General features: G+C 72.0%; 10 protein-coding genes. 3 read left to right on the top strand and 7 right to left on the bottom strand.

From position 1 onward, the window contains the following. Positions 1-39: 39 nt before the first annotated feature. The 3 genes from AB0E77_RS13725 to pgsA are packed head-to-tail and all read right to left on the bottom strand — an operon-like array spanning position 40 to position 2,902. Positions 40-1,254 (bottom strand): glycosyltransferase family 4 protein, encoded by a 1,215-nt coding sequence (locus tag AB0E77_RS13725; RefSeq protein WP_361569514.1) that lies wholly within the window; start codon positions 1,252-1,254, stop codon positions 40-42. Further along, positions 1,251-2,180: a phosphatidylinositol mannoside acyltransferase gene (locus tag AB0E77_RS13730; RefSeq protein ID WP_361569516.1), complete on the bottom strand. Its 930-nt coding sequence runs from the start codon at positions 2,178-2,180 to the stop codon at positions 1,251-1,253. The genes AB0E77_RS13725 and AB0E77_RS13730 overlap by 4 nt, the downstream gene beginning before the upstream one ends. After that, positions 2,177-2,902, bottom strand: coding sequence for a phosphatidylinositol phosphate synthase (pgsA, locus tag AB0E77_RS13735; protein WP_361569645.1), 726 nt, complete (start codon positions 2,900-2,902; stop codon positions 2,177-2,179). The genes AB0E77_RS13730 and pgsA overlap by 4 nt, the downstream gene beginning before the upstream one ends. 218 nt (positions 2,903-3,120) lie before the next feature. On the opposite strand from pgsA, the gene AB0E77_RS13740 reads away from it, so the two are divergent. Both AB0E77_RS13740 and AB0E77_RS13745 read left to right on the top strand, forming a co-directional pair. Further along, complete coding sequence (locus AB0E77_RS13740) at positions 3,121-5,319, top strand: elongation factor G-like protein EF-G2 (protein WP_361569518.1); 2,199 nt, start codon at positions 3,121-3,123, stop codon at positions 5,317-5,319. A gap of 219 nt (positions 5,320-5,538) precedes the next feature. Further along, complete coding sequence (locus AB0E77_RS13745; RefSeq protein WP_361569520.1) at positions 5,539-7,200, top strand: hypothetical protein; 1,662 nt, start codon at positions 5,539-5,541, stop codon at positions 7,198-7,200. 64 nt (positions 7,201-7,264) lie between these two features. Here the strand turns inward: AB0E77_RS13745 and AB0E77_RS13750 are convergent, their stop codons facing one another. The 4 genes from AB0E77_RS13750 to AB0E77_RS13765 form a co-directional block, all read right to left on the bottom strand. Beyond that, on the bottom strand, positions 7,265-7,813 hold the full coding sequence (locus tag AB0E77_RS13750) for an HIT domain-containing protein (protein WP_361569521.1): 549 nt from the start codon (positions 7,811-7,813) through the stop codon (positions 7,265-7,267). 87 nt (positions 7,814-7,900) lie between these two features. Beyond that, positions 7,901-9,877 carry a threonine--tRNA ligase gene (gene thrS, locus AB0E77_RS13755; protein WP_361569523.1) on the bottom strand — a complete coding sequence of 659 codons (1,977 nt, stop codon included), beginning with the start codon at positions 9,875-9,877 and terminating at the stop codon, positions 7,901-7,903. Between the two features lie 92 nt (positions 9,878-9,969). Next, on the bottom strand, positions 9,970-11,199 hold the full coding sequence (locus AB0E77_RS13760) for a hypothetical protein (RefSeq protein WP_361569524.1): 1,230 nt from the start codon (positions 11,197-11,199) through the stop codon (positions 9,970-9,972). Further along, complete coding sequence (locus AB0E77_RS13765; RefSeq protein ID WP_361569526.1) at positions 11,196-11,762, bottom strand: DUF4365 domain-containing protein; 567 nt, start codon at positions 11,760-11,762, stop codon at positions 11,196-11,198. The genes AB0E77_RS13760 and AB0E77_RS13765 overlap by 4 nt, the downstream gene beginning before the upstream one ends. A gap of 171 nt (positions 11,763-11,933) precedes the next feature. Here AB0E77_RS13765 and AB0E77_RS13770 point away from each other — a divergent pair, with 171 nt between their 5' ends. Continuing rightward, positions 11,934-12,659, top strand: coding sequence for a 3'-5' exonuclease (locus AB0E77_RS13770; protein ID WP_361569528.1), 726 nt, complete (start codon positions 11,934-11,936; stop codon positions 12,657-12,659). Positions 12,660-12,717: the final 58 nt, after the last annotated feature.

Consider the following 12,717-nt stretch of genomic DNA (forward strand, 5'->3'; position numbering starts at 1 on the left):
GGCGGCCGTCCCCCGGGTCCCGCACGCCGGCCGGCGGTCTCAGTCCTTCGCCGCCAGGCCGAACCGCGCGCGAAGGCCCGTCGCCCGGTCGTCCGCCGCCACCGCCGCCGCTCCCGCCGTGACCGTCTCGTAGACGGACAGGATGTCCGCGCCCACCGTCGACCAGTCGAAGCGCCGTACGTGCGCGCTGCCGCGCTCCCGCAGCTCCGCCCGGCGCTCCGGGTCGGCCAGCAGCCGTACCGCCGCGTCGGCGAGCGCGTCGGCGTCCTCGTTGGCGAAGAGCTCGCCGGCCGCCCCCTGGTCGAGGACCTGGGCGAAGGCGTCGAGGTCGGAGGCGAGGACGGGGGCGCCCGCCGACATGGCCTCGACGAGGATGATGCCGAAGCTCTCCCCGCCGGTGTTGGGCGCCACGTACAGGTCGACGCTGCGCAGCAGGCGGGCCTTGTCCTCGTCGCTGATCATGCCGAGGAACTCCACCCGGGAGCGCAGTTCGGCGGGCAGGGAAGCCACCGCCTCCTTCTCGTCGCCGCGCCCGGCCACCAGCAGGCGGGTCTCCGGACGGGCGGCGAGGATCTTCGGCAGGGCCCGCATCAGCACCGGCAGTCCCTTGCGCGGCTCGTCGATGCGCCCGATGAAGCCGATGGTGCCGCCCTCCCGTCTCGCACCACCGCCCTCGACGGAGCTTCGCGCCTCTGCTGTCTGCCACTCGGACTTCGGCTCCGCTCCGGCGAAGAACCCGACGTCGACGCCGTTGGGGATGACGACCGCGTCCCCGCCGAGGTGCTCGACGAGCGTGCGGCGGGCGTACTCGCTCACCGCGATCCGGGCGCTGATCTTCTCCAGGGCGGCCTGGAGGATCGCGTAGGCGGCGATCATCGCGCGCGAGCGCGGGTTGGACGTGTGGAAGGTGGCCACGATCGGACCCTGCGCCGCCCAGCAGGTCAGCAGGCCGAGTGACGGCGAGGTCGGCTCGTGGATGTGGATGACGTCGAACGCGCCCTCGTGCAGCCAGCGGCGTACCCGGGCCGCCGAGAGGAAGCCGAAGTTCAGCCGGGCCACCGAGCCGTTGTACGGCACCGGCACCGCGCGTCCGGCCGAGACGACGTACGGCGGCAGCGGCGTGTCGTCGTCGGCGGGCGCGAGGACGGACACCTCGTGGCCGAGGCGGAGGAAGTACTCCGCGAGGTCGCGGATGTGGAACTGGACGCCGCCCGGCACGTCCCAGGAGTACGGGCAGACGATGCCGATCCTCACGAGGCGTCCCGCTCGCCCGGGCCGGGTGCCTTGGCCGGGTCCAGGTCCTTCAGCCACAGGCGCTGCAGCATGTGCCAGTCCTCCGGATGGTCGGCGATGCCCGTGGCGAAGGCGTCGGCCAGCGCCTGCGTCATGACGGACGTCTTCTCGCGCCGGGTACCCGACTCGGGTACCTCGACCGGCGCGTGCACGCGGCCCCGCATGACGGGCGAGTCGTCGTACCACAGCGTCACCGGCAGCAGCCGGGCGCCGGTCTGCTGGGCGAGCAGGGCGGGGCCGGCCGGCATACGGGCCGTCTCGCCGAAGAAGTCGACCTCCACACCGGAGGCGGACAGATCGCGGTCGGCGACCAGGCAGACCAGGCCGCCGTCGCGCAGCCGCCGGGCCAGGGTGCCGAAGGCGGTGCCGCCGCTGTGCGGCAGGACCTCCATGCCGAGGCCCTCCCGGTAGGCGACGAAGCGGTCGTAGAGGGTCTCCGGCTTGAGGCGCTCGGCGACCGTGGTGAAGGGGATGCCCAGCTTCGTGGTGACCCAGGCGCCGGCGAGGTCCCAGTTGGCCAGGTGCGGCAGGGCGAGTATCACGCCCCTGCCCGCGGCCATGCCCTCGGTCAGATGGTGGAGGTCCTTGGGGTCGAAGCCGCTCTTGACGCGCTCGGCGCTCCAGGCGGGCAGCCGGAAGGACTCCATCCAGTAGCGCAGGTACGAGCGCATTCCCGCGCGCGAGAGCGCGGCGAGCCGCTCCGGGCCCGCGTCCGGCACCACGCGCGCGTAGTTGCTCTCCAGCCGCCGCACGCCCGTGCCGCGCTGCTTCCAGGCGAGGTCGGCGACGGTACGGCCGAGCCGCGCCGCGACCGGCTCGGGCAGCTTCTTGACGGTGCTCCAGCCGGCGCCGTACAGCGCGTCGGACAGCCGGTCCCGAGCGCTCACTTCGCCGCCTCGGTGCCCTGCCCGCGCTGCGCGGCGGCGTCCGCCTCGGCGGACTCCCGGCGCACCGTGACGACCCGCTGGACCAGCGTGACGAGGCTGCCGACGGCCACGATCCACAGCGCGACCGGCAGCAGGTACTGGATGCCGGGCACGCCGAACTTGTGCAGCCCCGCGAAACCGGCCGCGACCAGGGAGACGACGAGGCGCTCGGCGCGCTCGACCAGCCCGTTGACGGCGACCGGGAGGCCGATCGCCTCGCCGCGCGCCTTGGTGTACGACACCACCTGTCCGCTGGCCAGACAGAAGATCGACACGGCACACAGCACGTTGTCGTCGCCGCCGCCCGCGTACCACAGGGCGAAACCGCCGAAGATCGCGCCGTCGGCGACCCGGTCCAGCGTGGAGTCCAGGAAGGCGCCCCAGCGGCTGGAGCGGCCGAGCTGGCGTGCCATGTTGCCGTCGACCAGGTCGGAGAACACGAACAGTGTGATCACGACCGTGCCCCAGAAGAACTCGCCCATGGGGTAGAAGACCAGCGCTCCCGCGACCACACCGGCGGTGCCGATCAGCGTGACCGTGTCCGGGCTGACGCCCCTGCGGATGAGAAACGCGGCGAACGGTGTGAGGACACGCGTAAAAAATGCACGCGCGTACTTGTTCAGCATGGCCTTCCCGACGGTCGGTGTGGCCGCGCGGCCCTTGCTGGCCACCGGCTGGCCCATCGTAGTCACGCGCGCGCGTGCCCGGCGGACGGGCACCAGAACCGGCGGCTCCGCGGCCGGCGGGCACGGGTCGCCCGGTGCCCCGTACGTCCGTCGTATGGACGGGGCGTGACGGGAGTGGGAATCTCGAAGGACCGCGGGCGTCGCCGGAGCCGCCAGTGCACGCGGTGCCGCGCGTCCGCGCCCACACGACCTCACCGTGCACGGGAGGCAAGGACATGGGCGACAAGGCACATACCCACCCCGGAGCCGCCGGCAGGGCATCGGCGGCCGACCATCCCGCGTCCGTACGGAATGTGGTGCTGGTCGGCCACTCCGGATCGGGCAAGACGACTCTGGTGGAGGCCCTCGCACTGACCGCGGGGGCGGTGAACCGCGCGGGCCGCGTGGAGGACGGCGGCAGCGTCTCGGACTACGACGAGATCGAACACCGGCAGCACCGCTCGGTACAGCTCTCCCTGGTGCCGGTGGAATGGGAAGGCATCAAGATCAATCTGTTGGACACCCCCGGATACGCCGACTTCGTCGGGGAGCTCAGGGCCGGTCTGCGCGCCGCGGACGCGGCCCTCTTCGTCGTCTCGGCCTCCGACGGCGTGGACGGCTCGACCCGCATGGTCTGGGAGGAGTGCGCCGCCGTCGGCATGCCGCGCGCCATCGTCGTCACGCACCTGGAGGCGGCGCGGGCCGACTTCGAGGAGATGACCCGGATCTGTGCCGACGCGTTCGGCGCGGACGACCCCGACGCCGTGCTGCCGCTGTACCTGCCCCTGCGCGGACCGCAGGGACCCGACGGGCACGCGCCCGTGACGGGGCTGATGGGGCTGCTCACCCAGCGGCTCTTCGACTACTCCTCCGGCGTGCGCGAGGAGTCCGAACCGGTCGGGGACCAGCTGCCGCTGATCGAGGAGGCCCGCAACCTGCTCATCGAGGGGATCATCGCGGAGAGCGAGGACGAGACCCTCATGGACCGCTACCTCGGCGGCGAGCAGGTCTACGTCAAGACCCTGATCCAGGACCTGGAGCGGGCCGTCGCACGCGGCGCCTTCTTCCCCGTCCTCGCCGCCGCGCCCGCCGCCGAGGGCGCCCGGCAGGGACTGGGCACCGTCGAGCTGCTGGACCTGATCGTCCGCGGCTTCCCGACCCCGCTCGAACGCGAGGCGCCCCGGGTCACCACGCCCGACGGCACCCCGCGCGAACTGCGGATGTGCGACCCCGACGAGTCGCTGGTCGCGGAGGTCGTCAAGACCTCCTCCGACCCGTACGTCGGCCGGATCTCGCTGATCCGCGTCTTCTCAGGCACCCTGCGCGCCGACCAGACGGTGCACGTCTCCGGGCACGGACTGGCCGACCGCGGCCACGAGGACCACGACGTCGACGAGCGGATAGGCGCCCTGTCCACGCCGTTCGGCAAGCAGCAGCGCCCGGTCCCGCACGTGATCGCGGGCGACCTGGCCTGCGTGGCCAAGCTGAGCCGCGCGGAGACCGGGGACACCCTGTCGGCCAAGGACGACCCGCTGCTGATGGCCCCCTGGGAGATGCCCGACCCGCTGCTGCCGCTCGCCATCCGGGCGCACAGCAAACCCGACGAGGACAAGCTCTCCCAGGGGCTCGCCCGTCTGGTCGCCGAGGACCCCACGATGCGGCTGGAGCAGAACCAGGACACCCGCCAGGTGGTCCTGTGGTGCCTGGGCGAGGCCCATGCCGACGTGGCCCTGGAGCGGCTGCGCAGCCGGTACGGCGTCCAGGTCGACGTCGTGCCCCACCAGGTGTCCCTGCGGGAGACCTTCGGCGGGAAGGCCGCCGGACGCGGGCGGCACGTCAAACAGTCCGGCGGGCACGGGCAGTACGCCATCTGCGAGATCGAGGTGGAGCCGCTGCCGGGCGGTTCGGGCATCGAGTTCGTGGACAGGGTCGTCGGCGGGGCGGTGCCCCGGCAGTTCATCCCCTCGGTCGAGAAGGGCGTACGTGCCCAGGCCGCCAAGGGCGTCGCCTCGGGCCATCCGCTGATCGACGTCCGCGTCACGCTGCTGGACGGCAAGGCGCACTCGGTGGACTCCTCCGACGCCGCCTTCCAGACGGCCGGCGCGCTGGCCCTGCGGGAGGCCGCGGCCGACGCCCGGATCCACCTGCTGGAACCGGTCGCGGAGGTCAGCGTGCTGGTCGGCGACGACTACGTGGGCACCGTGATGAGCGACCTGTCGGGGCGGCGCGGCCGGGTGCTCGGCACCGAGCAGACCACCGGCGGGCGGACCCTGATCCGGGCCGAGGTGCCCGAGATCGAGATCGACCGCTACGCGGTGGACCTGCGCTCCCTGTCGCACGGCACCGCACGCTTCGACCGCCGCTACGTACGGCACGAGCCGATGCCGCAGCAGGTCGCGGCACGGCTGCGCGAGGAGGTCCACGCGACGACGTGACGGTGCCGGGTCCGGCGCGGGCCGCCCCGCGCCGGAGGGCCGCCGCCCCGGCGCACGAGGGTGCACCTCGGCGTCAATCCGCGCACGCGGGGGCGCCTTCGGCCGTCCGGTGACGCACGCCCGCGGCTGCGGATACGCTGATGACCTGATCAACAGGTGTGCGGAGCAGGGAAGTCGGGAAGGCCGCAGGAGCGACAGTGGTGGCGATCGGGGGCGGGAATGACCGTTGACGGCGGTTACGCGGACTTCTTCGGGCCGCAGGTTCCGCGTACGGACGACGGGGGGCAGACGGCCACCTTCGCGCTGGCCTCGGCCGCCTACCGGGACGACCCGATGGAGGAGATCAAGAAGGCCGACAACGAGTGGCACCAGACGACGGTCAACGCGGGCCGCAAGTGGGCCACGATCTTCCGCCCCAACCTCGGTGAGGCCTTCTCGCGCGCGGTGGCCGACCGCATGCTAGGCGGCGACCGCAAGCCGCTCATCCAGTCCTTCGGCGCCGAGCCGCAGGTGGTCGTGGAGCACTGCCTCGCGGCCAACGGCATCCGCAAGGCCCGCGACAACCGGCTGACCATGGTCAGCGTGCTGTGCGGCCTGCTGTTCCTCCCCGGCGCCCTGGTCTGGCTGCTCGGCTTCCAGATCCGCACCACCGTCGCCAAGGCGGAGAACAAGCAGGCAGGCGCCCTGGGCACCGCCGTCCTCCTGGCGATCGCCGTCCTGGCCGCGCTGTTCCTGCTCAAGATGCCGTTCTCCGGCTTCTGGGCCTGGTACGCGCGCGCGGCGGTGGTGATGCCCGTCGTCGGCTGGTTCTGGGCCAAGCGGATCTGCGAGCGGACGGCCAGGGACCTGCGGGAGCGCTGGGACGGGCTGCTGTCCGGCAGCGGCGTCGGCGCCAAGGTGCCCGAGGCGGTGCCCAGCAACCCGAACGAGACGGCCGCCGAACAGCTGCGCCAGTCCCTCGCCAAGCTCGGCGCCGAACAGCAGTCCAATTCCGTCTTCTACGCCGGCCCCAAGGGCATCCTCGGCATGGGCACCCGGTGGGGCAGCTGGCAGCTCGCCGAGGAGCTGGTCCCGGCCGACCCGGCTCGCGAGATCCACCCCTTCCGCAGCTGGGACGTCATACGCTCCATCCACGACCAGCTGCGCATGCTGGAGCGCGGCCCGCTGAACACCGGCGGCTTCACGAAGCCGTCCATACGCCACTGGATCGTCACGCCGATCGGCGAGAACGCCAAGGCGGTGTCCCGCCCGGAGGGCACGGATGTCGAGGCGTACCAGGTCAAGCCGCACGCGATCCAGGACATCTGCAACAAGCAGCAGTTCGGCGCCGGCGACCGGCATTACCTGGGCGTCCAGTGGACGCTGTGGGACGGCCAGTTGGTCATCACCATGCTGATCACGGTCACCGTGCTGCACGCCACACTGCGCATCGAGGTGACCGGGCATGCCCTGGGCCCGGTCAACCCGCTCTTCACGACCAAGCCGGAGGCGCCCTCCAAGGAGGTCGCCAAGTCGTTCAAGCCGTGGGAGACGCGCAAGGTGATGCTCCCGCTGGTCACCGCCAACGAGGTGGTACGGCTCGCCGTCCGCGCCCCGCTCACCTGGTACCCGCCCCTGCTGAACTGGCTCGGCGGCACGATCGGCCTGCCCGAGCCCTTCGGACTGCGGCACGCGTGGGCGGACCAGCCGTGGCGACACCGTTTCATGGCCGACGACGCGCTGCGGGCGGCCACGCCGGTGCTGCGGGTGGTGCACTCGGCGGCGATCCGGGTGCTGGAGGAGAACGGCGTGGACACGGAGAAGTTCGGCGCGCGGTCGTCGTTCCTCAGCACGGCGGTACAGGACCCGTCGCCGCGGAAGGCCGACGTCTACGACGCGTAGGCCTCCGGCGGTTCAGCCGGAGACGTGAGGGCGCACCGCCGGGGCTGCGCCCGCAGTCTGGAGGTCAGCTCGCCGGCCAGGCGTCCGCCAGCATCTTGCGGGTGTCCCCCAGCAGCTGTGGCAGCACCCTCGTGTGGCCGATCACGGGCATGAAGTTCGTGTCGCCGCCCCAGCGGGGGACGACGTGCTGGTGCAGGTGCGCGGCGATGCCCGCGCCGGCCACCGTGCCCTGGTTCATGCCGATGTTGAAGCCGTGGGCGCCGGACGCGGTCCGCAGGGCCGTCATCGCCTGCTTGGTGAGCTGCGCCAGCTCGGCCGTCTCCGCGTCGGTCAGATCCGTGTAGTCGGCGACGTGCCGGTACGGCACCGTCATCAGGTGGCCGCCGTTGTACGGGTAGAGATTGAGCACCGCGTACACGTGCTCGCCGCGCCGGACGACGAGCCCGTCCTCGTCGGACTTGGCCGGGATGGTGCAGAAGGGACAGCCGTCGTCGGCGCCGGGGCCGGTCGGCTTGTTCTCGCCCTGGATGTAGGCCATCCGGTGGGGCGTCCACAGGCGCTGGAACGCGTCCTGCGTCCCCACTCCGATCTGCTGCTCCGGCTCACTCGTCATGCGTGCAGCATATGGCGTCGCCGGAGGCCACGGGAAAGGCCCCCGGGATCGCTCCCGGGGGCCGACCCCGCTCAGGCGGGGAGCACGTCAGACCTGGACACGACGCTCCACCACATCAACGAGCTTCGCCAGCGCCTGGTCACGCGGAATGCCGTTCTCCTGTGAACCGTCGCGGTAGCGGAACGACACCGTGCCCGCGTGCATGTCCTCGTCACCGACGATGATCATGAACGGGACCTTCTGCTTCTGCTGGTTGCGGATCTTCTTCTGCATCCGGTCCGAGGACGCGTCCACCTCGACGCGCAGCCCCTTGCGCCGCGCCTCGCCTGCGAACTCCTCCAGGTACTGCACGTGAGCGTCCCCCACGGGGATGCCCACCGCCTGCACGGGCGCCAGCCAGGCCGGGAACGCGCCCGCGTAGTGCTCCAGCAGCACGCCGAAGAACCGCTCGATGGACCCGAACAGCGCGCGGTGGATCATGACCGGCTGCTGGCGCGAGCCGTCCGCCGCCGTGTACTCGAGCCCGAAGCGCTTGGGCTGGTTGAAGTCGACCTGGACGGTCGACATCTGCCAGGACCTGCCGATGGCGTCCTTCGCCTGAACGGAGATCTTCGGGCCGTAGTACGCGGCGCCGCCCGGGTCGGGGACCAGCGGCAGGTTCTGCTTCTCGGCGGCCTGGCGAAGGGCCTCGGTGGCCTCCTCCCAGTCCTCGTCCGAGCCGATGAACTTGTCGGAGTCGTCTCGGGTGGAGAGCTCCAGCTCGAACTCGGTCAGACCGTAGTCGCGCAGCAGGTCCAGGACGAAGGTCAGGAGGGTGTCGAGCTCCTGCGGCATCTGCTCCTTGGTGCAGTAGATGTGCGAGTCGTCCTGAGTGAAGCCACGTGACCGGGTCAGACCGTGCACGACGCCCGACTTCTCGTACCGGTAGACAGTGCCGAACTCAAACAACCGCAGGGGCAGCTCACGGTACGAGCGCCCACGCGACTTGAAGATCAGGTTGTGCATGGGGCAGTTCATCGCCTTGAGGCGGTAGTTCTGCTCGTCGAACTCGATCGCCGGGAACATGCCCTCCGAGTAGTGCGGCAGGTGCCCGGAGATCTCGAAGAGGCGTTCCTTCGAGATGTGCGGGGTGTTCACGAACTCGTACCCCGACACCTCGTGGCGCTGACGCGAGTAGTCCTCCATGACCTTGCGGACGACGCCGCCCTTGGGGTGGAACACCGCGAGGCCGGGGCCCAGCTCGTCGGGGAAGGAGAACAGGTCGAGCTCGCTGCCGAGCTTGCGGTGGTCGCGCTTCTCGGCCTCGGCGAGGAACTCCAGGTGCGCCTTCAGCTCGTCCTTGGTGGGCCAGGCGGTGCCGTAGATGCGCTGGAGCTGCTTGTTCTTCTCACTGCCGCGCCAGTAGGCGGACGCGTTGCGCATGAGCTTGAACGCCGGGATGTTGCGGGTGCTGGGCAGGTGGGGACCGCGGCAGAGGTCCTTCCAGCACAGCTCGCCGGTCTTGGCGTCCAGGTTGTCGTAGATCGTCAGCTCGCCGGTGCCGACTTCGACGTCCGCGCCGTCGTCGTGCGAGGCGGAGCCCTTGAGACCGATCAGCTCCAGCTTGTACGGCTCGTCGGCGAGCTCCTCGCGGGCGGCCTCGTCGGTGACCACGCGGCGGGAGAACTTCTGCCCCCGCTTCTGGATCTCCTGCATCTTCTTCTCGATGGCCTTGAGGTCATCGGGGTGGAAGGGCTTCTCGACGTCGAAGTCGTAGTAGAAGCCGTCCTTGACCGGCGGGCCGATGCCCAGCTTGGCCTCCGGGAAGAGCTCCTGCACGGCCTGGGCCATGACGTGCGCGGTGGAGTGGCGCAGGATGTTCAGGCCGTCCTCGGAGGAGATCTCGACGCCCTCGACGGTCTCGCCGTCCTTGACCTCGTAGGCGAGGTCCTTGAGCTCACCGGCCACGCGCGCCGCGATGATCGAGCGCTGGCCGGCGAAGAGCTCGGCGGCCGTAGTGCCCGTCGTCACCACGCGTTCTTCCTGCTCCGAATCGCGTTGGATGATCACACGGACGTCTGACACCGGTCTCTCCTGACTGAAGGTGGGGCTGCGGCGCCATACCGGAGCGCACGCATGAGGGCGATCGTACCGACCCCGGCCCGCCCCGGTCGAAATCAATCCCCGCCGCAGGCCTCCCCGAAGACGTCCACGTTCTCCTGGAGGGCCTTGAGCAGCCGGTCGCGCTCGGCGTCGTCGACCTGCGCGGGGGCGACCTCGCAGGCGTCGGTGAGGCGGCGGAACCCGCCCCGGCTCTCCAGTCGCCCCAGCACGCGCACGGGCAGCCCGACCAGGTGCGCATGCCCGGCGATGCGGTACGCCTCCTCGTCCAGGGTGATCCGCACGTGCGGGACGTCGGCCCCGGCGAGCACCCGCAGCCGTACGGTTCCGGTGCCGCGCGGGCCGGTCCGGCGCATCCGCACGACCGTGCCGGTGAGCCGCACCGGCACGGAGGGCTCCGCGCGCAGATAGCGGGCGCCGGCCTCGCGCAGGGCGGGCAGGTCGCCTGGCGAGAACTCGACGGGTTCGGCGGGGGCGGCGCAGCCCTCGGGAACGCCGGCCGCCGGCGCCCAGGCGACGGCGATGCGGGCGCCCTCCGTGCCGCGGACGAGAGCGACGAGCGCCTCCGTGAGTTCGTGGCTGACGCCCGCGGCGACGGCGCTGTCGAAGGCGTCCATGGCGCCGGTGGCCCGCCGGTAGTCGACGGCCTCGCGGGCGGCGAAGAGGGCGTGGTGGAGGCGTACGGCGAGGGGGCGGCCGCCGGTGACGGGCACGAAGGCGGTGAGGCGTCGGCCGTCGGGGGCGGGGCCGACCAGGACGTTCGCCAGGGAGGCTGCGGCGGAGCGGCGGTGCCGGGCGCCGTGGTAGCCGGCCCGGGCTCGGGTGGCGAGGGCGCCGGCGAGCAGGATGCGGCGGGCGGCGGAGCGCAGTTGTTCCTCGACGGTCCAGGGCGCGGTGCCGGCGGGGCCGGTCGGCAGGTCGCGCCACCAGCGGATCTCGTCGCTGGGCGTGGCGAGGGAGACGAGGATCTCGCGGGCCGAGGGCGTGCCGCTGCGGGAGAGGGCGAGCAGTGCCTCGCCGAGCAGGTCGTCGCTGTCGGGGAAGGCGCGGCTGTCGGGCACCAGGAGGCTGGTGGTGCCGGCGGCGGGGCCGGGCGGGGTCCAGCGGCCGTAGCGGCCCGGGGCGCCGCCCCGGCGGTGCCATCCGTGCCGGTGCAGCAGGGCGGCGAGGACGGCCGGGTCGACGGTGGCGGGCTCGGGGGTGCCGTCGTCGAAGGCGGTGGTGCCGGTGTCGACGGGGTGGGGACGGACGGGGCGCAGGGGTTCGTGGGTGGGGCGGTGCGTCATGGTTTCCCTCCCGTCCCGACCCGCGTCATGATCTCGCACAGCGCCCGGTCGTCGAAGACCCGTGCGGTCGGTATCCGCACGGTGGTGCGCCGCCGGCCCGTGATCGCGTGTCCGGCGAGGTTGGTCCAGTAGCAGCAGTGCCTGAGGTCCAGCCGGTCGTGGCCGGCACGCAGCCACTGGTCCCGTGAGCGGGGGACGATCATCACGACCAGGATCTTGTGCACCGACACCGGGGTGCGGGCGAGCTTGGCCAGATGGTCGTTGTCGAGGGTGAAGGAGAAGAAGCGGCCGGGCGGGCTCGGCGGGATCTGGTAGGTCGCCTTGAGCTGCACCTTGATGGTGACCTCGTCGTCGACGGTGTGCCCGGGCGCGCTGTGGCTGACGTGCCAGTCGATGCCGTTGTCCGGGAAGGGCTGGGACAACGAGCAGCCGGCCGCCGCGGCGACCGCGTGCAGATAGCCGACCTGCAGGGTCTCCATGCAGGCGGTGGTGGCGAGGGAACCCCGGACGGTCGCCGTGCGCTCGGGCAGCAGCCCGCCCCGTTCGGGCTGCGCTATGGCCATGACCAACAGCCTTCCAGAACTGGTGTATCCGCGCTGCGGGTCGCTGAACTGCAAAGACCCATACTCCTGTTGTGTCCTTCCGGCGTACGTCGCAAACAGCCCGGGTATCACCGAACCGGGACAGAGGACGGCGCGTCAGCTGCCGTGTTCGGACGAGGAGTTGAGTGCCCTATGACGTACTGGTTCGAGGGGCCGCTGGCCGCCTTCGACACGGAGACCACGGGTGTGGACGTCGAGACCGACCGGATCGTGTCGGCGGCTCTGGTCGTCCAGGACGCGCCGGGGCTCCGGCCCCGGGTCAGCCGCTGGCTGGTGAACCCGGGCGTACCGGTGCCCGAGGCCGCGACGGCGGTGCACGGGCTGACCGAGGAGCATCTGCAGCGCAACGGACGCTGGCCGGCGCCGGTGATGCACGAGATAGCCGAGGCGCTGGGCGAGCAGGCCCGGGCCGGCCGGCCGCTCGTGGTGATGAACGCGCCGTTCGATCTCACCTTGCTGGACCGGGAGTTGCGCCGCCACCGTGCGTCGTCGCTGGCCGCCCGGCTGGAGCGGACGTCGCTGCACGTCCTCGACCCGCGCGTGCTGGACAAGCACCTGGACCGCTACCGCAAGGGCCGGCGCACGCTCACCGACCTGTGCGCGCACTACGGCGTCGAACTGGAGGGCGCGCACGACGCGGCGGCCGACGCACAGGCCGCACTGGGGGTCGTCCGGGCCCTGGGGCGCCGCTTCCAGGCCCGGCTGGAGCGCCTCTCCCCCGCCGAGCTGCACACGCTCCAGGCGGTGTGGCACGCGGGGCAGGCCCGCGGGCTCCAGGCGTGGTTCGCGCTCAACGGGACGGAGGAGGCCGTGGACCCGGCCTGGCCACTGCGCCCGGACCTGCCGGCGGCGGCGTGACCTCTCGTCCCCGGCCCGGAACGGCGCCGGGCCGGGGTGTGGGTGGCGGAGCCCCCAC

The organism is Streptomyces sp. NPDC032940, from assembly GCF_040636935.1.
Taxonomy (GTDB): Bacteria; Actinomycetota; Actinomycetes; order Streptomycetales; family Streptomycetaceae; genus Streptomyces.

Excerpts from the sequence above, each read along its gene's own strand:
- pgsA (WP_361569645.1), bottom strand. The coding sequence starts at position 2,902 with ATGGGCCAGCCGGTGGCCAGCAAGGGCCGCGCGGCCACACCGACCGTC.
- AB0E77_RS13740 (WP_361569518.1), top strand. The coding sequence starts at position 3,121 with ATGGGCGACAAGGCACATACCCACCCCGGAGCCGCCGGCAGGGCATCG.
- AB0E77_RS13745 (WP_361569520.1), top strand. The coding sequence starts at position 5,539 with ATGACCGTTGACGGCGGTTACGCGGACTTCTTCGGGCCGCAGGTTCCG.
- AB0E77_RS13750 (WP_361569521.1), bottom strand. The coding sequence starts at position 7,813 with ATGACGAGTGAGCCGGAGCAGCAGATCGGAGTGGGGACGCAGGACGCG.
- AB0E77_RS13760 (WP_361569524.1), bottom strand. The coding sequence starts at position 11,199 with ATGACGCACCGCCCCACCCACGAACCCCTGCGCCCCGTCCGTCCCCAC.
- AB0E77_RS13765 (WP_361569526.1), bottom strand. The coding sequence starts at position 11,762 with ATGGCCATAGCGCAGCCCGAACGGGGCGGGCTGCTGCCCGAGCGCACG.
- AB0E77_RS13770 (WP_361569528.1), top strand. The coding sequence starts at position 11,934 with ATGACGTACTGGTTCGAGGGGCCGCTGGCCGCCTTCGACACGGAGACC.